General features: G+C 76.3%; 19 protein-coding genes. 5 read left to right on the top strand and 14 right to left on the bottom strand.

All coding sequences use genetic code 11. The annotated features are described in order from the left end of the window. Window positions 1-26: 26 nt before the first annotated feature. Window positions 27-1,100: a hypothetical protein gene (locus BJ976_RS02895; RefSeq protein ID WP_135028589.1), complete on the bottom strand. Its 1,074-nt coding sequence runs from the start codon at window positions 1,098-1,100 to the stop codon at window positions 27-29. A 201-nt stretch (window positions 1,101-1,301) separates the two neighbouring features. Here BJ976_RS02895 and xseA point away from each other — a divergent pair, with 201 nt between their 5' ends. Then, the gene (gene xseA, locus BJ976_RS02890) at window positions 1,302-2,585 is read left to right on the top strand and encodes an exodeoxyribonuclease VII large subunit (RefSeq protein ID WP_135028910.1); all 1,284 of its coding nucleotides are present in this window, start codon (window positions 1,302-1,304) and stop codon (window positions 2,583-2,585) included. Beyond that, window positions 2,582-2,860 (top strand): exodeoxyribonuclease VII small subunit, encoded by a 279-nt coding sequence (locus BJ976_RS02885; protein ID WP_135028591.1) that lies wholly within the window; start codon window positions 2,582-2,584, stop codon window positions 2,858-2,860. Before xseA ends, BJ976_RS02885 begins: the two co-directional genes overlap by 4 nt. 162 nt (window positions 2,861-3,022) lie before the next feature. Here the strand turns inward: BJ976_RS02885 and BJ976_RS02880 are convergent, their stop codons facing one another. The 5 genes from BJ976_RS02880 to BJ976_RS02860 form a co-directional block, all read right to left on the bottom strand. Next, window positions 3,023-3,598 (bottom strand): type 1 glutamine amidotransferase domain-containing protein, encoded by a 576-nt coding sequence (locus tag BJ976_RS02880; RefSeq protein ID WP_135028593.1) that lies wholly within the window; start codon window positions 3,596-3,598, stop codon window positions 3,023-3,025. A 105-nt stretch (window positions 3,599-3,703) separates the two neighbouring features. Next, on the bottom strand, window positions 3,704-4,624 hold the full coding sequence (locus BJ976_RS02875; protein ID WP_135028596.1) for a PPK2 family polyphosphate kinase: 921 nt from the start codon (window positions 4,622-4,624) through the stop codon (window positions 3,704-3,706). A 24-nt stretch (window positions 4,625-4,648) separates the two neighbouring features. Then, window positions 4,649-5,890: a pyridoxal phosphate-dependent aminotransferase gene (locus BJ976_RS02870; RefSeq protein WP_135028598.1), complete on the bottom strand. Its 1,242-nt coding sequence runs from the start codon at window positions 5,888-5,890 to the stop codon at window positions 4,649-4,651. Between the two features lie 55 nt (window positions 5,891-5,945). Continuing rightward, on the bottom strand, window positions 5,946-7,199 hold the full coding sequence (locus tag BJ976_RS02865) for a glycine betaine ABC transporter substrate-binding protein (RefSeq protein WP_135028600.1): 1,254 nt from the start codon (window positions 7,197-7,199) through the stop codon (window positions 5,946-5,948). Continuing rightward, on the bottom strand, window positions 7,196-7,699 hold the full coding sequence (locus BJ976_RS02860) for an NUDIX hydrolase (protein WP_135028602.1): 504 nt from the start codon (window positions 7,697-7,699) through the stop codon (window positions 7,196-7,198). Before BJ976_RS02860 ends, BJ976_RS02865 begins: the two co-directional genes overlap by 4 nt. Before the next feature lie 302 nt (window positions 7,700-8,001). Between BJ976_RS02860 and BJ976_RS02855 the strand changes: the two genes are divergently transcribed. Then, a complete protein-coding gene (locus tag BJ976_RS02855; protein WP_135028604.1) occupies window positions 8,002-9,825 on the top strand; it encodes a hypothetical protein in 1,824 nt (607 codons plus the stop codon). A 10-nt stretch (window positions 9,826-9,835) separates the two neighbouring features. On the opposite strand, the gene BJ976_RS02850 is transcribed toward BJ976_RS02855, so the two are convergent. Together BJ976_RS02850 and BJ976_RS02845 are read right to left on the bottom strand one after the other, a co-directional pair. Next, entirely contained in the window at window positions 9,836-10,531 is a 696-nt protein-coding gene (locus tag BJ976_RS02850) for a hypothetical protein (RefSeq protein ID WP_135028606.1), read from the bottom strand. Between the two features lie 117 nt (window positions 10,532-10,648). Further along, entirely contained in the window at window positions 10,649-11,278 is a 630-nt protein-coding gene (locus BJ976_RS02845) for a GNAT family N-acetyltransferase (protein WP_135028607.1), read from the bottom strand. Window positions 11,279-11,311: 33 nt separating this feature from the next. Here BJ976_RS02845 and BJ976_RS02840 point away from each other — a divergent pair, with 33 nt between their 5' ends. Continuing rightward, window positions 11,312-12,010 (top strand): 5-formyltetrahydrofolate cyclo-ligase, encoded by a 699-nt coding sequence (locus BJ976_RS02840; RefSeq protein WP_135028609.1) that lies wholly within the window; start codon window positions 11,312-11,314, stop codon window positions 12,008-12,010. 63 nt (window positions 12,011-12,073) lie between these two features. Beyond that, complete coding sequence (locus BJ976_RS02835; protein ID WP_135028611.1) at window positions 12,074-12,355, top strand: FmdB family zinc ribbon protein; 282 nt, start codon at window positions 12,074-12,076, stop codon at window positions 12,353-12,355. Window positions 12,356-12,380: 25 nt separating this feature from the next. On the opposite strand, the gene BJ976_RS02830 is transcribed toward BJ976_RS02835, so the two are convergent. The 6 genes from BJ976_RS02830 to BJ976_RS02805 form a co-directional block, all read right to left on the bottom strand. Then, entirely contained in the window at window positions 12,381-12,602 is a 222-nt protein-coding gene (locus BJ976_RS02830; RefSeq protein WP_135028613.1) for a hypothetical protein, read from the bottom strand. Further along, window positions 12,592-16,350 carry a hypothetical protein gene (locus BJ976_RS12170; RefSeq protein WP_135028615.1) on the bottom strand — a complete coding sequence of 1,253 codons (3,759 nt, stop codon included), beginning with the start codon at window positions 16,348-16,350 and terminating at the stop codon, window positions 12,592-12,594. The genes BJ976_RS02830 and BJ976_RS12170 overlap by 11 nt, the downstream gene beginning before the upstream one ends. 61 nt (window positions 16,351-16,411) lie before the next feature. Further along, on the bottom strand, window positions 16,412-18,031 hold the full coding sequence (gene guaA / locus BJ976_RS02820; protein WP_135028617.1) for a glutamine-hydrolyzing GMP synthase: 1,620 nt from the start codon (window positions 18,029-18,031) through the stop codon (window positions 16,412-16,414). A 41-nt stretch (window positions 18,032-18,072) separates the two neighbouring features. Next, window positions 18,073-18,630, bottom strand: coding sequence for a DUF3817 domain-containing protein (locus BJ976_RS02815; protein WP_135028619.1), 558 nt, complete (start codon window positions 18,628-18,630; stop codon window positions 18,073-18,075). Then, on the bottom strand, window positions 18,627-19,553 hold the full coding sequence (locus tag BJ976_RS02810; protein ID WP_135028621.1) for an SURF1 family protein: 927 nt from the start codon (window positions 19,551-19,553) through the stop codon (window positions 18,627-18,629). The genes BJ976_RS02815 and BJ976_RS02810 overlap by 4 nt, the downstream gene beginning before the upstream one ends. A gap of 3 nt (window positions 19,554-19,556) precedes the next feature. After that, window positions 19,557-20,693 (bottom strand): GuaB3 family IMP dehydrogenase-related protein, encoded by a 1,137-nt coding sequence (locus tag BJ976_RS02805; protein WP_135028623.1) that lies wholly within the window; start codon window positions 20,691-20,693, stop codon window positions 19,557-19,559. Window positions 20,694-20,771 lie beyond the last annotated feature (78 nt).

Raw genomic sequence — 20,771 nt, 5'->3', positions numbered from 1 at the left:
CCCGTGTCCACGGCCCGGGCCGTCCGTCAGGCGAGGGCGGACCCCTCGGAGCGGTGGGATCCCTCGGTGCGGTGATGGGTACGGCGCCGGCGCAGATGACGCGCCAGCAGCTCGGCGGCGAGGACGAGCACCCCGAGCAGCAGGAGCACGCCGCCGCCCTGCAGCAGCCCCTCGAACCACGGGGCCAGGGCACCCTCCAGGGCGGGCACGACGGCGCGCTGGACCTCCCGGACCAGTGCGGCGACGCCGTCGGGCACCCCTTCCGGAGCGGAGACGGCGAAGGACTCCGGCGCCAGGGCACTGCGCAGACCCAGCGTCCCCAGCAGCACCGTGAGGCCGGCCATGGCCAGGGCCAGCCCGCGGCGGCCGGCCGGGGCCAGGACGACGGCGGCGAGCAGGAGCACGAGCGCCGCCACGGCCGCCCACTCCCAGTGCGCGGACGCGCCCACCCACGCGGCCACGGTGGACCGTTCCACGCCGCTCAGCGCCTCGACCTGCACCGTCATGGTCAGCTCGGAGCTGTCGCGGAGCTCGGCGGCGCGGTCGTACAGCGGGGCGATCAGCGTCTCCGCCGCCCAGTCCCCGACGTCCACCCCGAGGAGCGCCTCCACGAGCCCCTGGCCCGGCACCGCGACGCGGTCCTCGCGCAGGGAGGTCTCGACCTCGCCGAGCGCGGACACCAGACCGGTCTGGGCGACGGGTCCGAACGGGACGTCGAAGCGTCCGGCGGGCATCGGGGCCTCGGACTCGCGCGCGCGGTCCAGGTCGATCAGCCACGCCCGGCGGGCCTCGTCCGCGGTGTCCGACCAGCCCTGCACGACCTTCGGGTCCTCCGCCACGGACTCCGCGATGGGCCGGGTCAGGTCCTCCGCCCACTGCGTCAGCGGCTCCGGCACCTCCTCGGGGACGGCGTCCTCGACGACGTCGGTGACGGCCCGCGGGATGGCGGCGCGGACGGCGTCGTCGGAGGCGACCTGCTCCGCCAGGCCCCGCACGGTCTCCGGGCGGTGGGCGACCTCGTCCACGAGGGCGCCCGTGACGGCCACGAGGGCCAGCAGCCCCGCGAGCAGCGAGACGAGGACGGAGAGCACGGTGCGCATGGGCGACCTTCCTGACGATCCACAGCGGGCGGCGGCCCGGGCCGTCGCAGGCCCGGGGCGCGTTACGGTGTCCGAGCGTAGTGACAGACTCTGGGGAACGCCCGGGCGCGCGGCCCGCGCGGCCCGGACAGGGGACCGGGTCGGGTCCCGGTGAGCACGGCAGGAGGCCACGTGGAGGACACCACCCCGCAGGACGATGCGGTGCAGCACGCCGGCGGCGCGGCGGGCGAGCCCGCGGAGCCCGGCCCCGTGACGGCGTCCGAGACCTCCCCCGAGCGGCCGTGGCCGCTGCACCGCCTCTCGGAGAACCTGAAGCTGCACATCGAGCGGGCGCCGGCCACCTGGATCGAGGGCCAGCTGATCGAGTTCAAGAACAACCGCGGCAACGTCTACATGACCATGCGAGACCTCGACCAGGAGGTCTCCCTGCCGCTGGCCGCATGGCGGAACGTCGCGGCCGGCATCGACCCCACGGTCCAGCAGGGCTCCCGCGTGGTGGCCCGCGTGAAGCCGAACTTCTGGCTCAAGGCCGGTCGGCTCTCCATGAACGTCCTGGAGATGAAGCCGGTGGGTCTGGGGGACCTGCTCGCCCGGGTGGAGCTGCTGCGCCGCAGCCTGGCCGAGGAGGGTCTCACATCGCCCGCCCGCAAGCGCCCGCTGCCCGTGCTGCCCGGCGTGATCGGCCTGATCACCGGCCGGGACTCGGACGCCATGAAGGACGTCCTGCGCAACACCCACCTGCGCTGGCCCGCCGCCGTGTTCGAGGTGCGGGAGGTGGCCGTGCAGGGCACCGACGCGCCGCGGCAGGTGGCCGCCGCCCTCGCCGAGCTGGACGCGGACCCGACCGTGGAGGTGATCGTGATCGCCCGCGGCGGCGGCGCCCTCGAGGAGGTCGTGCTCCCCTTCTCGGACGAGGCCCTGGTGCGGGCCGTGGCGGCGGCGGGTACGCCCGTCGTCTCGGCGATCGGCCACGAGGCGGACCGGCCCGTGCTGGACGACGTCGCGGACCTGCGTGCCTCCACCCCCACGGACGCCGCCAAGCGCATCGTCCCGGACGCCGCCCAGGAGGCCCTCGGACTGGCCCACGCGCGCGAGCGCATGGCGGCCGCGGTGGAGCGCCGCGTGCGCGGGGAGGCCGAGGCGCTGGCCGCCCTGCGCTCCCGCCCCGTGCTCGCCCACCCCCACGTCATGGTGGACGCCCGCGCCGAGGACCTCGGCCGGTGGCGGGAGCGCGCCCGGGTGAGCCTGGGCCACCGTCTGGCCCGCGAGTCGGACGCCGTGGCCGCCCTGCGCGCCCGAGTCCGGGCCCTCTCCCCCCAGCAGACCCTGGACCGCGGCTACGCGGTGGTCCAGCACGCCGGACGCGTGGTCCGCCGCGCCGACGAGGTCTCCCCCGGCTCGCACCTGGACATCCTCGTGGCGGCCGGCCGCCTCGAGGCCGACGTCACCGACACCCACACCCCCACCGACCCGGAGGACGCATGAGCGAGCAGCAGGACCAGCAGGGCACGGCCGTGGGCGGATTCACCTCCGCCGACACCTCGGACGTCGCCCGCATGAGCTACGAGCAGGCCCGCGCCGAGCTCGTGGAGACCGTCGGCCGGCTCGAGGCCGGTGGCGCCGGACTCGAGGAGTCCCTCGCCCTGTGGGAGCGCGGCGAGGCGCTGGCGGACCGCTGCCAGGCCTGGCTCGACGGCGCCCGCACGCGCCTGGACGAGGTCCGGGCCCGGGCCGGCGCACCGGAGGACGCCGAGGACTGACCCCCCCCCCCCGAGCCTTTCCGTTCGGGAAACGGCAGGCCCCCGGACCCTTTCGTTCGGGAAACGGCGCCGCCCCGCCCCCGGAGAGACCGGGGTGCGGGGCGGCGTCATGATGGCGGGCGGCAATCCCGGGCGCGAGCCCGGAGGTGCCGCGGCCCTGAGTCAGGCGGTCTGGCCCTCGTGGCGGCCCTCGCCGAACTCCTCGATCAGCTTGGCGTTGAACGCCTGCAGGTCACCGGGGTTGCGGGAGGTCACGAGGCCCTCGTCCACCACGACCTCGGCGTCCTGCCACAGGGCGCCGGCGTTCTTCAGGTCCGCCTCGAGGGACTTGTAGGAGGTGAGCTCGCGGCCCTCCACCACACCGGCGTTGATCAGCGTCCAGGGCGCGTGGCAGATCGCCGCGACCGGCTTGTGCTGCTCGAAGAAGGACTTCACGAACGCCACCGCGTCCACGTCGACGCGCAGGGCGTCCCCGTTGAGGGTGCCGCCGGGCAGCACGAGCGCGTGGTAGTCCTTCGCCTCGGCGGCGAGCAGCTGCACGTCCACGTCGAACGAGTCGCCGTGGTTCCAGTCGTCGTTCATCGCGGTGATGCTGTCCGCCTGCGGGGACACCAGCACCGGGGAGCCACCGGCGGCCTCCACGGCCTCCCACGGGGAGGTCAGCTCGATCTGCTCGACGCCGTTGGTCGCCAGGAACGCGATGGTGCGGCCGGCCAGGGGCTTCTGGGAGTCAGCCATGAGGAGTCTCCTTCTCAGGTCCGCCGGAGGCCGTGCGCCTCCGGTCTGCAGGACTCGACCCTAGACCGGAGGCCCCACGTCGACACAAGGGGTGCCGGTCCGGGGTCAGGAGGCCGCCAGGCGGGCCTTCTGCTCCTCGACGTCGAAGTCCGCCTCCGGCCACTCCAGCTCGAGCCCCTCGAGGGTCTCGAGCAGCAGCTGCTGGACGGCCAGGCGGGCGTACCACTTGCGGTCGGCCGGGACCACGAACCACGGGGCGTCGGTGGCGTCCGTCCGCAGCAGGGCGATCCGGTAGGCCTCCTGGTACTCCTCCCACAGGGCCCGCTCGTCGATGTCCGCCGGGTTGAACTTCCAGTGCTTGTCCGGACGCTCCAGCCGCTCGGCCAGGCGCGCCTTCTGCTCGTCCGCGGAGATGTGCAGCATCACCTTCACCACGCGGGTGCCGGCCGCGGCCAGCTCCGCCTCGAAGTCCCGGATGACGCCGTACCGGCGCTCGATCTCCTCGGCCGGGGCGAACCCGCGCACCCGCTGGATGAGCACGTCCTCGTAGTGGGAGCGGTCGAACACGGCGATCCGCCCCGGGCCCGGCACATGGGGGCGGATCCGCCACAGGAAGTCGTGCTCGCGCTCCTCCGCCGTGGGCGCCTTGAACGCCTTCAGGTCCACGCCCTGCGGGTCCATCTGCCCGATCACGTGGCGCATGATCCCGCCCTTGCCGGCGGTGTCCATGGCCTGCACCACCAGCAGCACGGACGGGGCGGGCGAGCCGTCCGGCGCCTCGCGCGTGGAGCGGGCGTAGAGCAGCTCCTGCAGCGCGGCGAGGCGGTCCGCGCGGGCCGCGAGCGCCGCCTTCCCCTCCACCTTGTCCCCGGTGAACCCGGGGGTGGAGCGGGGGTCGACGTCGGCGGGGCCCACGGGCGCGCCGTCGGGCCGGCGGGCGCGCAGCAGCTGGCGCGCGGGGGCGTCGAACACGCTCTCCGCGCCCTCCGTGGTGGGCTCGTCCTTGTCCTTCGACGTCCTCGACATGCGGTCTCCTCTCAGGGGTGCGGCTCAGCCGCGGCGGTCCCGCCAGTCCTCGAGGAAGTCCTCGAGGCGGTCCAGGGCCATGTCCAGGTCCTTCACGCTCGGCAGGGTCACGAGGCGGAAGTGGTCGGTGTGCGGGTAGTTGAAGGCGCCGCCGTGGCTGACCAGGATCTTCTTGGCCCGGAGCAGCTCGATCACGAACTTCTCGTCGTCGTCGATCGGGTAGACCTCGGGGTCCAGGCGCGGGAACAGGTACAGGGCGCCCTGGGCCGGCTGCACGGACACGCCCTCGATCGCGTTGAGCCGGTCCTGGGCCAGGTTGCGCTGCTCGAGCAGGCGGCCGCCCGGCAGGATCAGGTCCTCGATGGACTGGTAGCCGCCGAGGGCCACCTGGATGGCGTGCTGCGCCGGCACGTTGGCGCACATGCGCATGTTGGCCAGCAGCGTCAGGCCCTCCAGGAAGTCGCGGGCGCGGTGCTTCGGCCCGGAGACGGCCACCCAGCCGGAGCGGAACCCGGCCACGCGGTACGCCTTGGACAGGCCGGAGAAGGTCAGGGTGAGCACGTCGTCGGACAGGCCGGCGGCGTTGATGTGGCGGGCGCCGTCGTAGGTGATCTTCTCGTAGATCTCGTCCGCGAGGAGCACCAGGTTGTGCCGGCGGGCCAGGTCGATCACGCCGTTCAGCACCTGCCGCGAGTAGACCGCGCCGGTGGGGTTGTTCGGGTTGATGAGCACCACGGCCTTGGTGCGCTCGGTGATGAGCGACTCCATGTGTTCGAGGTCGGGCTCCCAGCCCTCCTCCTCGACGCACCGGTAGTGCACGGCGGAGCCGCCGGAGAGCGTGGTGGCGCCGGTCCACAGGGGGTAGTCCGGGGACGGGATGAGGACCTCGTCGCCGTCGTCCACGAGGGCCTGCAGCACCATGGAGATCATCTCCGACACGCCGTTGCCCACGAAGACGTCGTCCACGGAGATGTCCCGGATGCCGCGGGACTCGTAGTACTGGGACACGGCGGTCCGGGCGGAGTAGATGCCCTTGGAGTCCGAGTAGCCCTGGGCGTGGGGGAGCTGCTGGTACATGGCCTGCAGGATCGAGTCCGGGGCCTCGAAGCCGAACGGGGCGGGGTTGCCGATGTTCAGCTTCATGATCCGGTGGCCGGCGGCCTCCATGCGCTGTGCCTCCTCCAGGATGGGGCCGCGCACGTCGTAGCGGACGTTGAGCAGCTTGGAGGACTGACGGATCTCGCGGGGGGCGCCGGTGGAAACCATGCGCCCCATCATGGCACCGCGCGGGCGTCCGTGACGCCCCGCGCGTCCGCGCGACTCAGAACCAGCCGTCCACGGGGACCACCCAGTCCTCCGGCGCCTCCTCGAGCCCCGCGCTGACCAGCCAATACTGGGCGGCCTCGTCCGGGGCGAGGGCGTCCGGGCCGGTGCTGACGCGCGCCAGGTCCCGCAGGCCGTCCTCGTCCAGGGCCGTCATCACCTCCTGCAGGGCCGCCTCGACCCCGTCGTCCAGGGCGCCCGGGGATCCGACGACGACGACGCGCCCGGCCGGCAGGACGCCGGTGGGATCCTCGAGGACCGCCAGCCCGTAGGGCGGGACGTCCGGGTCCACGGTGTGGTCGACCGCCAGTCCGATCTCGTCCCGCACGAGCGCGGGCCCGGCGGGGTCCGCCAGCACGGTCCACTCGGCGGGACGGCAGCCGGCCGAGGCGTCCAGGCGCGCGGTGAGCAGGGCGGTCGCCCGCTCCCCGCCCGGGCCCTCGGCGAGCGCGGCCGGCAGGGCCGCAGCCAGGTCCCCGCAGCGGCCGTTGAGGTCGTCGACGGACTCCAGCTCCAGGCGCGCCGCGGTGCCCGCGGAGAGGACCGGGGCCAGGCGCAGCTCGCCCGCGGAGGAGGAGAGCACGCGGGGCGCATCCGGCGGCGCGGACGCCGACGACGCCGGCCCCGAGGACGAGCTCCCGGAGGCGGTCGGCCCGCCGGAGGAGGACGGCGGGGCGGCCACGTCCCCGCCGGCCGCGGCGCGCGCGAGGGCGGCGTCCACGATCGCCCGCACCGCCTCGGTGTCCGCCGCCGGGCCGACGTCGGCCAGCGGGGTGGGCGCCGCGACGGTCGCGGACGCGTCGGCGGGCACCCGCGGCGGCGCGTCCGGGTCGAGCGGCTCCAGCGTGACGGGGCTCGGGGTGGGCACGGCGGAGGCGCGCGCGGCCTCGTCCTCCGGGTCCTCCTGCGGCAGCACGGCCTCGGGGTCGGCGGCCAGGGCCAGCGCCAGCGTGTCCACGATCGCCACCGTGTCCCCCCCGGCGGCGGACCACGCGGCGGCCTCGGGCTCGTCCGCGACCGTCACGGGGTGCCCGGCCCGGTCGAGGTGGCGGGCGACGACGGCGGCTGCGGCCGTCTCCGCCTGCCCCGGTCCGTGGACCACCCGCACGGGCTCCCCCGTCGGCGGGGCGGGCTCGGAGGGGTCCTCGGTGCCGCAGCCGGCGGTCCCGAGGGTCAGGGCGAGGGCCGCGCCGAGGCCGACGGCGCGTCGACCACGGCGCCGGCGGGCCGGGACGGGCGGCCGGGGCGTCATCGGGACGGCTCCGCGGGGGCGGGCAGCCCCGCCAGCTCCAGGGCGCGACGCACCCAGGAGGAGAGCGGGACGTCCTCGAGCGCGTCCAGGCGGAACCAGCGGGCGTCGACGGACGAGCCGTCGGTCTCCGGCCGCAGCGTCCCGCCGGTGAGCCGCGCGGTGTGCAGCACCTGCACGGTGAGCAGCGGCACGCCCTCGCCGCGCAGGCGGCGCTCGGCGGGGACGGTGCCGGTGGTCACCCCGAGCAGGCCGGTGAGCTCGCAGGTGTGGCCGGTCTCCTCCTCGACCTCCCGCAGGCACGCCTGCTCGGGGCTCTCCCCCAGCTCGATGCCGCCGCCGGGCAGCGTCCACACGATCCCCTGCGGCCCCTGCCACGCGGAGAGCAGCACGGCGCCGTCCGCCACGATCAGCGCATAGGAGCCCGCCCGGGTCTGGAAGACGCCGTCCGGGGCGGGCGGGGCGACGGCGGCGGCCGGCTCGCTCGGCGGGGCAGGGCTCACGGGGACTCCTGGGGTCGGGGCCGGGGCGGAGGAGGCGGCCGGGGGCGGCGGTGCGGGACCGGTCCAGTCTACGAGCCCGGCCCGCGCACGGTCCCGTGCCGGGCGCGACCCCGTCCCGCGCCCGGTCCCGTCCCCCCGCGGCGAACACGGCCGGCCCCGCGCCCGTCGCCGACGCGCCGCTGGCTACGCTGGGGCATCACCCGAGGACCGCCGCGGCCGTCCCGGGGACGGCCCGCCGCCAGGCACGGGCCCGCAGCGGGTCCGACGTCGGGCCCCGTGGACGAGACCCGAAGGAGACCGCCGTGCAGGACCCCGCCCCGCGCCCGGGCGAGACGCTCGCCGGGAGGGACCCCCTCGTCGTCGTGGAGCGACTGCTGCGGCAGGCCGAGGGGCCGCTCGTCGCCCCGGCCGACCCCCACGACGCCCTCGACGCGCCCGGCCGCCGCGAACGCGCCCTGGAGGCGCTGCTGCGTGAGGAGCCCGAGGACGCCGCCGCCCACGCCCGGGCGGGACTGGACGCCGCCGGCGGCGGGGACCCGGCCGTCCGGCTCGGCCTGCTGCGGCTGCTGGCCACGGCCGCCGCCCACGCGCGGGACGCCGCCGGACTCGAGCGGTGGACCGCCGAACGCGCCGACCTCCTCCGCTCCCTCGGGCGGCCCCGACAGGCGGAGCTGGAGGTCCAGCTCGGAGCGGCCCTGCTGCGCGAGCCGGACGACTTCGAGGCCACCGTGCTGGCCGGCGTCGTGGAGGACGAGCGAGCCCGCGCCGCCGCCGACCCCGCGGACACCGTCCTGCCCGACGCGCTCCTGGGCCTGTGCGCGCACCGCGTGCAGGCCGCCGACCTGGACGGCGCCCTGGCCGCGGCGGACGAGGCCCTGGCGGCCCTCGAACGCCAGCGCGCCGCAGGGGCCGCCCTGGGCGCCGGCGCCGAGGCGGACGTCCACCTGTTGCGCTCCCGACTGCACCTGTGGCGCGAGGAGACCCGGGCCGCGGAGGAGGCGGCCGTCCGGGCGCTGCGGCTGCCCGGCGCAGCCGTAGTGCGCGCCTCCGCCACGCTCGTGCGGGCGCTCGCGGCGCACGGCGAGGATCGGGACGACGCCGCCCTGGACTTCGCCCTGCGGGCCGCCGAGCAGATGGCCCGGGCCGGGCTGCGGCGCGGCGCGGCCTCCGCCGCGGCCCTCGTGGGGCGGGTGGCCGGACACGACCCGGACCGGCAGGACCTGTCCGTGGCCGCCTGGCGGCTGGCGTCGGTGCACGCGGAGAAGGCGGAGGCCCCCGAGGCGGCGAGCCTGAGCTACTGGTGGGGCCACCAGCTCGTGGCCGCCGGCCGGGCCGAGGAGGCCGAGCCCGTGCTGGAGGGCCTCGTGCGCCGCCAGGCCGCCGAGGGGAACGAGGCCGAGCGGGCCCGGGCCCTCGTGGACCTGGGGCACGCGCTGCACGAGCAGGACCGCCCCGCGGACGCCCTGCCGCACTGGCGGGAGGCCGCGGACCTGTTCACCGGGTGCGGCCAGCACGCCGACGCCGCGCACACGCTGCTGGCGGCCGGTGCCCTGACGCACCGGGACCGCGGGGACGTGGCCCGGGCCGGCGCCCTGGGCCTCTTCGAGAGGGCCGTGGAGCAGGCCCGGCTCGCGGCGGACGAGGACCCGGCCGTGCTCGCCTCCGCCCTGCACGCCCTGGGCTACCTGCGCTGCGAGACCGGGCGCGGGGACGGACTGGCCCTGCTGGACGAGGCGATCGCCCTGGCGGAGCGCACCGGCACCCCGTGGCAGCGCGCGGACTACCTGGACACCCGGGCCCGGTCCCTGTGGGCGCTGCACCAGGGGGACGAGGCCGTGTCCGCCGCGCTGACCTCGGCGGACATGTTCCACGACGCCGGCGACGCCCAGGGCGCCGCGCAGGCCGAGCTGTTCGCGGCGTACGTGGTGGCCGAGGACGGCCGTCCCGAGCAGGCCGCCACCCTGTTCCGCCTGGTCCACGAGTCCACCGGCTCGGACCTCGTGCGCCTGGGCGCCCTCACGGGCCTGCACCAGTGCCTGGCGGCGCTCGGCGAGCACGAGGAGGCCGCCCGGGTCCGCCGCGACGCCGACGAGGTCCGCCGCAGCCTGGGCGTGGCCGAGGACTGACCCGGACGCGTCAGGAGGCGCGACGTCGGGCCAGGACGTTGTCCAGGTCCAGGGCGGCGATGTCCTGCTCGGCGGTGGCGCTGAGGTGCTCCTCGCGCTCGACCACCGGCACCGGGTCCTTGAGGCGCGCGGTGGAGCGGGGCGCCTCCTCGGCGACGTACGGGGCCGGGACGGGCCGCTCCACCTCGGGGGCGTCCAGATAGGTGGGGCGGGGCACGGCCGGGATGACCACGCCGGCGGCGGGGACGACGGGCCGGACCGGGGCGGCCGGTCGCGCCGGGGCCGCAGGCGCCGGGGCGGGCGCGTCCTCGAGATGCGGGGCGTCGTCCTCGTCCTCGTCCTCGAACGAGCGGAGCGTCTTGAAGGTCCGGCGGTCCCGCTCGGGGTCCGCGACGACCGGCAGCTCCGCGGTCTCCTCCTCCGCCTCGACGGCGTCCGGGAGGGTCCGGGCCCACTCCTCCTCGAGCCGGCGCAGGTCCCGCACGGCCAGGACGCGCAGACCCACGACCGCGACGACGGTGATCAGGAGGGACCAGCCGGCCACCCCGGCCGTGGGCAGGCCCGCCAGGGCGCACAGCGCGGTGATGACCGCGACGGTGAGCGCCACCGCGCCCACGAGGAACAGAGAGGTGCGGTCCCAGTGCACCTGGAAGCGGGCCTCGGGCTCACGGGCGGCGGGCTCGCGGGGGGCGGGCGAGGCGGTCATGGTGTCCTCCTGGGAAGCTCTGGGACGGCGGGCGTGCGGGAGCGGGGCGGCGTGACCCCGGACGACGCCGGCGGAGGCCTCCAGCCTACCGGCCCGCACGGGCCTCCGTGACCGGCCTCACCGAGTGCCGGGACGCGTGTCGAGCCACCGGGTCAGGAGCCCCTCGGGGACCTCCTCCGCGGTGACGGCGAAGCTGCGGTGGTCCCGCCAGTCGCCGTCGACGTGCAGGTACGCCCGCCGCAGCCCCTCCTCCCGCAGGCCGAGCTTCTGCACCACCCGCAGGCTCGCCTCGTTCTCGGGGCGGATGTTCACCTCCACGCGATGCAGGCCCAGCCCGCGGAAGGCCCAGTCCGTCACCATCGCCACGGCGGTCGGCGTCAGCCCGCGCCCGGCCTCGCGGCGGTCCACCCAGTAGCCCACCGCCCCGGACAGGACCGAGCCCAGCTGCACCCCGCCCAGGCTCACGAGGCCCACGAGGCGGTCGCGTCCCGGCCCGTCCTCGTCCAGGGTCATGCCCCAGGTGTACGAGGTCCCCGCGCGCGCCTGCCGCCCGTGCCACCGGACCATCTGGCCGAAGCTCGCGGGGCCGGCCCCGGGCACCGGGCTCGTGGCGTCCCACGGGGTCAGCCAGGCGGCGTTCACGCGCCGCTGCTCCTCCCACGCTCGCCGGTCCGACCGCCGCAGCGGGCGCAGCGTGAGCGTGCCGTGGCGCAGGGCCACGGGCCAGACGGAGCCGGAGACGTTCATGGCCCCGATCCTACGAGGCGGCATGATGGCGGCATGGACCGCTCCCGCCCGGACCCCTGCCCCGCCGTCGACGACGACGCCCTCACCGCCGCCAAGGCGGAGCTCCGCTCCCGGCACCGCGCCGCGCGTCGCGCCCTGGACCCCGCCGAGCGCGCCCGCCAGGCCGAGGCGGCGGCCGAGCACCTGTGGCCGTGGCTCGCCCCCCGCCTCGCGGCCGCCCGCGGGGCCGGCCGCACGCCCGTCGTCGCCACCGTGCTCCCGATGGCCTCCGAGCCGGACACCGGCCCGCTGCGGACCCGCCTGATCGAGGCCGGCGCGCGCGTGCTGGTCCCGGTGATCGAGCCGGAGCGGCGCATGTCCTGGACGGACTGGACGCCGGGGGTCCCCGTGACCCGGGCCGGGAACGCCCCCGTGGACGAGCCGACGGGTCCCCGCCACGGCCCGGACGCGCTGACCGACGCGCTGCTGGTGCTGGCCCCGGCCCTGGCCGTGGACCGGTCCGGGATGCGCATGGGTCAGGGCGGCGGCTACTACGACCGCTTCCTCGCCGACCTCCCCGGGTCCGTCCCGGTGGTGGCGCACGTCTTCGCCCGCGAGCTGCTGCCCGCCGGGGAGGTCCCCTTCGAGCCGACCGACCGGCCCGTGGACGGCGTCCTGACCGCCGACGGGCTGACGTGGCTCACCGCCGCCGAGCGCCCCGCCGAGGCCGTGCACCTGCCGGACGCGCAGTAGCATCGGGGCACCCCGTCCCCACCGCGCGGGCGCCCCGCGCCCCGCCCGTCCGAGAGGTGCCCCATGCCCACGTACGCCTACCGCTGCAAGGACTGCGGCCACGCCTTCGACGCCGTCCAGTCCTTCTCCGACGACGCGCTCACCGAGTGCCCCGCATGCGGCGGCGTCCTGCGGAAGCAGTACGGCTCCGTGGGGGTGAGCTTCAAGGGCTCGGGCTTCTACCGCACCGACTCGCGCGGCGGCACGGCCGGCGTCGGCGCGACGGCCTCTTCGGGCGGCGCCGCGTCCGGCTCGGACTCGGGCTCCGCGACCCCCTCGACCTCCGGCAGCGGCTCCGCCGACTGACCCGCGAGCCCCGGGCCCGCCGCGCTCAGCCCCAGTGGGGCGGGCGCTGCTCGCGCAGCCAGCGGTCGTGCTCGACCTCGGCCGGGGCGGGCGAGGCGTCAGCGGACGCGGCGGTGCGCACGCCCCCGATCGCGGTGCCCGCCCCGGCCCGCGGCTCCAGCACCGGCTCGGGGCCGTCGGCGGACGCGGGCCCCGTGCCGGCGGCGTTCGCGCGACGCGGCCCCCGCCGCCGGGGCTCAGCGGTCATCGTCGTCGCCGTCGTCGTCCTCCGGGTCCTCGAGCGGCAGGCCCAGCCGGCCCGCCAGCCGGTCCGCCACCGACTCCGGGTCCGCGAAGACGTCGATCGCCCACAGGGTGTCCGTGTCCCAGCCGAGGGACTCGAGGCGCTCGGGCAGGCGACGGGAGCGCTCCCGCACCGACAGCTCGCGGTAGGCGTCGCCGCCGTCGCTGACCAGGGCCAGCGGCCGGGCCCGGCCGCGCGGGCCGAGGGCATCCGCCACGGCTAGGTCCATGACCCCGCCGTGGTGCGGGGACGTGTGCGCCCCGTGCTCCTCGAGGCGGCCGCGCAGGTCCGTCAGCAGCGGGTCGCTCAGGCGGCCCGGCCGCCCCTCGTCCGCCCCGGAGAGCAGCAGGCCGAGCAGGGCGTGGAACGCGCGCGCCCCGCCGTCGAGCCGGTCCTCCTCGAGGTCCTCCGCGCGCAGCGCCGAGACCAGGTGCATCCGGGTGCGGGCGCGGGTGAGCGCCACGGTGAGCATGCGCTCGCCGTCCGGGTCGGAGAGGGCGCCGAAGTGGTGGACCACGCGCCCGTGCGGAGTGCGCCCGTAGCCGGGGCTGAGGATGACGGCGTCGCGGGTGATCGTGGAGGCGCGGGTCACGGGCGCGATCACGAACGGCTCGCGCTCGTCCCCCTCCCCGCGGCCCCGGGCCAGGAACTCCGCGGCCCACGGCGCCTGCGCCGCCATGGCCTGCACGGCGGCGGCCACCCGGCGGGCGTGCTGCTCGGACACCGTGATCACCGCCAGGGACTCCTCCGGGCGGTCCCGGGCGTGCTCGAAGACGCGCTGCACGCAGCGGGCGATCTCCGCCTGCGTGGACTCCACGACGTCGCCGCCGGTCATGGGGATGCCGGTGCCCTCGGGCAGGTACTCCGCCGTGACGGTGCGGCCGCGGCCGGTGAGCTCCCCCGCGGTGGGCAGGCAGTCCACGGCGCCCTCGTACGCGAGGCGGGAGATCAGCCGCACCACCCCGCGGGGCATCGGCCGGTGCACCTGGCCGAGGGCCGAGGAGGGCAGGACCTCGGAGAGGGCGTGGTGCGCCGAGCGCAAGGGGCGCAGCGGGCCGGCCGTGGCCGTGGGGTCCACGGACACCTGGAAGGACTGGGGGCGGCCGATGGCCGGGTCGCCGAGGGCCACCGCCTGCGGGGCCCGGGTGAGGGCGCCGACCACCGTGGCCAGGGCGGTGGCGTCCGCCTCCAGCAGCACCACCACGTCCGCCTCCCACTCCGGCGGGAACTCGGTCAGCGCCATCGGAGAGGTCGTGACGATCGGCACCAGCGGGCGCAGCAGCTCCGGGGCGATCGTGGTCAGCGACTCCACGCCCGGCCGGCCCTGGCGCAGCAGCGAGCGCAGGACGGCCGCGTCCGCACGGTAGGTGCCGAGGGCCTCCTTCCACTGGCGGCCCAGCTCGGCGGTGAGGCGGTCCGCGCCGGACTCCAGCAGGGCCCGGTCCGCCGCGCGGTAGCCCCGCTCGACGGCGCCGAGGTCGTCCCCGCTCATCATCGCCAGGAAGTCGTCCCCGGAGATCATGGCCTCGAGGGCGGACTGCCACCACGCGAGCTCGAGCTCGGCGGCCAGGCGCTCGGCGGGGACCTCCCGCCGGTGCAGGTCCTCGAGCAGCTCGGTGAGGCCGTGGTCCCGCAGCTCGTCCAGCACGAGGGTGCGCTCGGGCAGGGTGGCCAGCGTGGGGCGGTCCGCCACGAGGCCGTCGACGGCGGCCGTCAGGTCGTCCGCGTCCGTCGCCGTCAGGGAGGCCTCCGCGGTGGCCTCGGGGGCGAGCACGCGCTCGAGGCGCTCGAGCGCGTCGGCGACGTCGGCCACCGCCCGGCGCCCGCGGGCGGCCTGGTCCGGGACCGTCGGCAGGGAGGACGGGTCCGCGGCCTGGGCGGCCCAGTCCGCCAGGACGGCCTCCACGTCCAGCAGCTCCTGGTGCAGGTCCGGGACCTGCACGCCCGGACGCACGGCGTCCTTCGCGGTGCGACGCAGGCGGGAGCGGGCCACCGAGGACATCTCCACCATGTTGTTCCGGCGCCACTGGCTCGAGGCGGTGGCGGCCACGAGCTGGGGGACGTCGAGCGAGAACACCTCGGGCTTGAGCGCGGTCAGGATGCGCTCCACCCGGGCGTACAGGTCCGACTGCTCGGCCCAGCCGTCCACCGTGCGGGGCCGGCGCAGGCCGGCCTGGGATGCGGCGGCGTCCACCGCGCGGCGGGTCGTGTAGAGGGTGGCGGCCAGGTGCTCCACGAGCTCCCCGGCGGCCTCGGTCTCCTGCACGTTGCGCACGCGCGCCCCGAACCAGCGGCTCTGCGTGGCGTCCCGGTCGAAGGCGCCGAGCTCGCCGGCGCGCACCAGCTGCTCCGCCACGGCGTGCCGGTCCACGGTGGAGTCCAGCACGGAGCGCTTGAGGCGGACGGTGGTGGCCGGCGGGGTCTCCAGGGAGGTCAGCGCCGCGAGGGCCTGCATGGCCTGGAACGGAGAGCACCCCCACCGGGGGCGCACGTGGTGCAGGGAGTCAACGTGCTCGCGGAGCCGGCGGCGCAGCTCCACGAGCTCGGCGTCCGCGGCGGCCCGGTCCGGGGCCTGGGCGCGCTCGGCGCGCAGCACGGCGGCCACGAGCTGGTGGCGCAGGTCCTCGGGGTCGGCGTTGGCCGGCACGTCCAGCACGGCGTCGCGCAGCCCGACCTCGCCGAGGCGGGCGTGCAGGTCCGTGAGGGCGGCGGAGCGCTCCGCCACGACAAGCACGCGGCGGCCCTCCCACGCCAGGCGCGCCGCGAGCGCGGCGGCCGTCTGCGTCTGCCCGGTGCCGGGTGCGGTGTCCACCACGAGGGAGCGGCCGGCCGCGGCATGCTCGACCACACGGCGCTGAGAGGCGTCCAGGTCCAGGACCAGGCGCTCGTCCGCCGGGGCCACGGCGTCCTCGTCCGGCCCCGGGTCCGGGTCCAGGGGCTCCGGACGCGGGACCATGCCGGTGCCGGCGTCGTAGAGGGCCTGGACCACGGGGAGGCGGTCGAGGGACTCGGGCAGCGAGGCGGTGTCCCCCAGGTCCGCGAACGTGGAGACGAGGAGTCGCTCGGAGACCTCGAGGTCCGTGAGGGAGGCCGCCTCCTCGCGGAGCAGGGCCAGGGCCGGGCCGGGCTCGATGCGCGCGGTGGCGTAGGCCGCCTGCCGGTAGGCCTCGGGGTCCAGCCGGATCCCGTGGTGCCGGCGCAGGTTCCGGACGAGCGCCGGGTTCAGCCGGGCGGGCTCGGTGATCTGCACCTCGACCTCGTCGCGGCCGCGGGCGCCGCTGCGGACGGTGAACGCCACGCGCGCCAGCAGCACGGGGGCGGTGCGCCGCTCCCGGCGGCCGTCCTCGTGGGCGCTCCATGTGGCCACGCCCAGGGCGAGGGCGCCGACGTCGATCCCCCGCTCCTCGCCGAGGCGGCGCACCGTGGCGCGCAGCGCCATGGCCACCTCCTGCGCGGCGTCCAGCTCGGGGCCCGCGGGCAGCAGGGTGGACAGGCGGGTGCGCCGGCCCAGCAGCAGCTGGGACAGCCCCGAGGTGTTCGCGCCCGTCAGGTCGACGGAGTTGGCCGCCGAGGGTGCGAAGCGGAGCATGGTGTCCGACTCCGCCCCCGAGCCGAGGGAGGCCACCCACGTGGCGGGGTCGGGCCGCTCCTGCTCCGCCGGTCGGGCGGCGGCGCGGGCGCGGGCCAGCCGCGGGAACTCCTGCTCGGTCACGTCCTGGGTGTCCTTCCTGATGCGGTCTCGGCGGTCGTGCAGGGCCTGGGGGGCGCCCCGCTCACTCCCACTCGATGGTGCCCGGGGGCTTGCTCGTGACGTCCAGCACGACCCGGTTGATCCCGTCCACCTCATTGGTGATGCGGTTGGAGATCCGGGAGAGCACCTCGGCGGGGATGCGCGCCCAGTCGGCGGTCATGGCGTCCTCGGAGGTGACGGGGCGCAGCACGATCGGGTGGCCGTAGGTGCGGCCGTCGCCCTGCACGCCCACGGAGCGCACGTCGGCCAGCAGCACCACCGGGCACTGCCAGATGTGCCGGTCCAGGCCGGCGGCGGTGAGCTCGGCGCGCACGATCGCGTCCGCCCGGCGCAGCAGGTCCAGGCGCTCCTGGGTGACCTCGCCGATGATGCGGATGCCCAGGCCCGGACCCGGGAAGGGCTGGCGGTGGACGATCCCGTCCGGCAGGCCCAGCTCGGCGCCCACGGCGCGGACCTCGTCCTTGAAGAGCTCGCGCAGCGGCTCGCACAGCTCGAACTCGATGTCGTCCGGGAGGCCGCCCACGTTGTGGTGGGACTTGATGTTCGCGGCGCCGTCGCCGCCGCCGGACTCGACCACGTCCGGGTACAGGGTGCCCTGGACGAGGAACTTCACGTCCGTCGCGTGGGGGTCCTCGGCGGACTCCAGGACGATGTCCGCCTGCGCCTTCTCGAAGGTGCGGATGAACCGCTCGCCGATGGTCTTGCGCTTGGTCTCCGGGTCGGTGACGCCGGCCAGCGCAGCCAGGAAGTCCTCACGCGCGTCCACCATCACGAGGCGGGCGCCGCCGTGGGCCTCACCGAAGGCCTTCTCGATCTCGGCGGACTCCCCCTCGCGCATGAGTCCGTGGTCCACGTAGACGCACGTGAGGCGGTCTCCGATGGCGCGCTGCACGAGCGCGGCGGCCACCGCGGAGTCCACGCCGCCGGACAGGCCGCAGATGGCCCGGGCGTCGCCGACCTGCTCGCGGATGCGGGCCACCTGCTCCTCGATCACGTTCGCCGCGGTCCAGTCCTGGGCCAGGCCCGCGCCGTCCACGAGGAAGTTGCGCAGCACCTCCTGGCCGCGCTCGGAGTGGCCCACCTCGGGGTGCCACTGCACGCCGAAGAGGCGCCGTTCGCGGTCCTCGAAGGCCGCCACGGGGGCGCCGGCGGTGGTCGCGGTCACCGTGAAGCCCTCCGGGGCCTGGGTGACGGCGTCGCCGTGGGACATCCACACGACCTGCTCAGCGTCCTGGCCGGAGAACAGCACGGAGTCCCCCTCCACGGTCTCCAGGCGGGTCGAGCCGTACTCGCGCGTGCCGGTCTCGGCCACCACGCCGCCGAGGGCGTGCGCGATGGACTGGAACCCGTAGCACAGGCCCAGGACGGGCACACCGGCCTCGAGCAGGGCCGGGTCCAGGCGCGGGGCGCCGTCCTCGTAGACCGAGGACGGGCCGCCGGAGAGGATCAGGGCAGCGGGCTCGCGCGCGAGGATCTCGGACGCCGGGGTGGACGCGGGCACGACCTCGGAGTACACGTTGGCCTCGCGCACGCGGCGCGCGATCAGCTGGGCGTACTGGGCGCCGAAGTCCAGGACGAGGACGGTGGGCAGGACGTCGTGCAGCGGGATGGGCTGGTCACGGTGGGGGTCGGTCTGGGTCACCCGTCAAGGATAGACGAGCCCCGCCGCGGGCCGTCGGGCCGTCAGTAGCGCCGCGCGGCCTCGGGGTGGCGGGCGATCTCCTCGCGCACGACGCGGGTGATCCGCTTCTCCACGATGAACGACAGGAACGGCACCACGCCGCCGCCGGCCATCGCGAGCAGGCGCATCGGGGACCACCGCATGAGGGACCACAGGCGGAAGCACGCGAGCAGATACAGCACGTACATCCAGCCGTGGGCGATCAGGATGAGCAGGGACAGGTTCACGCCGCCGGTGACGGAGTCCTCGGGGTGCAGCCCCAGGGTGTTGGGCACCCCGTCCACCGTGGTGCCCCCGGCGTACAGCTCCGTCCCGAGGCCGTACTTGAAGACCATCTCCGCCACCAGGAGCAGGAGCATGACGCCGGTGATCCACGAGCACACCACGTACAGGCGCGTGGCGGAGCGGATCTGCTGCTGCGTGCCGGCGAACCGGCGTCGTTCCCGGCCGGGCCGCGGCGGCGGCGCGGGCAGGTCGGCCTCGGTGATGTCCTCGGGGTCCGGCAGCGTGTCGGGGTCCACGGGGGTGCCCGCCTCGGGGCGGGGATGCGATCCGGTCATGGCCGGGACTCCTTCCTCGGGCCCTCGGGCCCGTCCTGCGTGCGGTGTGCCGCGGCGTAGGCGCGGCGCGCCTCCTCCTTGCGGAGGCGGGCCTCCTCCCGACGCCGGGCGAGCTCCTCGGCGCGCCAGCGCGCCGCCCACTCCTCGTCCAGCTCGGCCTCGCGCAGCTCCCGCTGGTGGTCGTCCCGGACGAAGCGCCACCAGAGGAACAGGGCGAAGCCGGCGAAGAGCACCCACTCGACACCGTAGAAGACGTTGAGCCAGATGACCTGGGTCTCCTCCGGCTGGGGAGCCACCCACACCGGCTCGAGTCCGCCCTCGGCCGCCCGGGCGCCCACCTCGGCACCCGCGGCGTCGGTGACCGCGAACGCGGCCACGAAGGCGGCGTACGACGGGACGTCCCACACGTTCACGAGCTGACCCGGGGAGAGCGTGGCGTACGCCGGGCGGCCGGCGGTGTCGCCGGCGTCGTCCGAGCGGGGCAGGGGGCCGTCCGGCGGCAGCAGGCGCCCGGCCACGGTGACCTCACCGGCCGGGGCCGGGTCCACGACGTCCGCGGCCGCGGACCAGCCGCGCACCACGGGGATCGTCTGCGCGCCGGGGGCGTCGGCCACCCGGAAGGCGGTGACGGTCCACCAGCCCTCCCGCCCCTCGGACAGGCGCGGGCCGACCAGCACGTCCGTCCCGGGGAGGAACTCGCCGCGGGCGGTGACCACCTGGTCCGCCGCCGCGGCCGTGAGCGGTTCGCCGGGGCGCAGGTGGGAGGTCAGGGGCACGGCGTTCTCCGTCTGGGACCGGGGCGGCGGGGCGTTGGTCTCCGCCGCCTGGAACTGCCACCGGGACAGCAGCACGAACACCGTGGCGGCCACCAGGGCCAACAGCAGGCTGAGGAGCCAGACGGGCTTGAGCGCGGTGCGGAGCACGGCTCAGGAGGCCCCGGCGGGGGTGACGAGCACCTCCACCTTCTGGAAGTCTTTGAGCTCGGTGTACCCGGACGTGGCCATGGCCCGCTTGAGGGCGCCCATCAGGTTGGAGGTGCCGTCGGTGTGGTGGCCCGGCCCCCACAGGACCTCCTCGAGCGGGCCGACCTGGCCGACACGCGTGCGGTGCCCGCGCGGCAGCTCGGGGTGGGCGGCCTCGAGGCCCCAGTGCCAGCCGCGGCCGGGGGCCTCCGTGGCGCGCGCCAGCGCCCCGCCGAGCACCACGGCGTCCGCCCCCATGGCCAGGGCCTTGACGATCTCGCCGGAGGTGCCCACGCCGCCGTCGGCGATCACGTGGACGTACCGCCCGCCGGACTCGTCCATGTAGTCGCGCCGCGCCTCGGCGGTGTCCGCCACGGCCGTGGCCATGGGCACGCGGATGCCCATGGTGCGACGGGTGGTGCTCGAGGCGCCGCCGCCGAAGCCCACCAGCACGCCCGCGGCGCCGGTGCGCATCAGGTGCAGCGCCGGGGTGTAGCCGGCCGCGCCGCCCACGATCACGGGGACGTCCAGCTCGTAGATGAACCGCTTGAGGTCCAGGGGCTCCTGGGTCTCCGCGACGTGCTCGGCGGACACGGTGGTGCCGCGGATGACGAACAGGTCCACGCCCGCCGCCAGCACGGTCTTGTAGAACTGCTGCGTGTGCTGCGGCGTGAGCGAGCCGGCCACCACGACGCCCGCCTCACGGATCTGCGCGAGGCGCTCCGTGATCAGCTCGGCGCGGATGGGCGCGGCGTAGATCTCCTGCAGGCGGCGGGTGATCTCCGGGCTGCCGGGCTGGGCGTCGAGCGCGGCGATCTCCTCCAGCAGCGGCTCCGGGTCCTCGTGCCGCGTCCAGAGGCCCTCGAGGTTGAGCACGCCGAGGCCTCCGAGGCGGCCGAGGGCGATGGCGGTGGCCGGGCTCATCACGGAGTCCATCGGCGCGCCGATCACGGGCATGTCGAACGTGTACGCGTCGATGCGCCAGGACAGGTTCACGTCTCTCGGGTCCCGCGTGCGCCGGGCGGGCACCACGGAGACGTCGTCGAAGGAATAGGCCCGGCGGCCGCGCTTGCCTCGTCCGATCTCGATCTGGTTCGTCACCCGGTCAGCCTATCCCAGGGCCCGGACACGTCACCGAGGACGACGCCGCCCCCGCGCCTCCCGAGGGAGGGCGCGGGG

This window comes from Micrococcus flavus, from assembly GCF_014204815.1.
GTDB classification, from domain to species: domain Bacteria; phylum Actinomycetota; class Actinomycetes; order Actinomycetales; family Micrococcaceae; genus Micrococcus; species Micrococcus flavus.
This window is presented reverse-complemented; position numbering and strand designations above follow the sequence as displayed.

Excerpts from the sequence above, each read along its gene's own strand:
- BJ976_RS02895 (WP_135028589.1), bottom strand. The coding sequence starts at position 1,100 with ATGCGCACCGTGCTCTCCGTCCTCGTCTCGCTGCTCGCGGGGCTGCTG.
- BJ976_RS02885 (WP_135028591.1), top strand. The coding sequence starts at position 2,582 with ATGAGCGAGCAGCAGGACCAGCAGGGCACGGCCGTGGGCGGATTCACC.
- BJ976_RS02880 (WP_135028593.1), bottom strand. The coding sequence starts at position 3,598 with ATGGCTGACTCCCAGAAGCCCCTGGCCGGCCGCACCATCGCGTTCCTG.
- BJ976_RS02875 (WP_135028596.1), bottom strand. The coding sequence starts at position 4,624 with ATGTCGAGGACGTCGAAGGACAAGGACGAGCCCACCACGGAGGGCGCG.
- BJ976_RS02870 (WP_135028598.1), bottom strand. The coding sequence starts at position 5,890 with ATGGTTTCCACCGGCGCCCCCCGCGAGATCCGTCAGTCCTCCAAGCTG.
- BJ976_RS02865 (WP_135028600.1), bottom strand. The coding sequence starts at position 7,199 with ATGACGCCCCGGCCGCCCGTCCCGGCCCGCCGGCGCCGTGGTCGACGC.
- BJ976_RS02850 (WP_135028606.1), bottom strand. The coding sequence starts at position 10,531 with ATGACCGCCTCGCCCGCCCCCCGCGAGCCCGCCGCCCGTGAGCCCGAG.
- BJ976_RS02845 (WP_135028607.1), bottom strand. The coding sequence starts at position 11,278 with ATGAACGTCTCCGGCTCCGTCTGGCCCGTGGCCCTGCGCCACGGCACG.
- BJ976_RS02840 (WP_135028609.1), top strand. The coding sequence starts at position 11,312 with ATGGACCGCTCCCGCCCGGACCCCTGCCCCGCCGTCGACGACGACGCC.
- BJ976_RS02835 (WP_135028611.1), top strand. The coding sequence starts at position 12,074 with ATGCCCACGTACGCCTACCGCTGCAAGGACTGCGGCCACGCCTTCGAC.
- BJ976_RS02830 (WP_135028613.1), bottom strand. The coding sequence starts at position 12,602 with ATGACCGCTGAGCCCCGGCGGCGGGGGCCGCGTCGCGCGAACGCCGCC.
- BJ976_RS02815 (WP_135028619.1), bottom strand. The coding sequence starts at position 18,630 with ATGACCGGATCGCATCCCCGCCCCGAGGCGGGCACCCCCGTGGACCCC.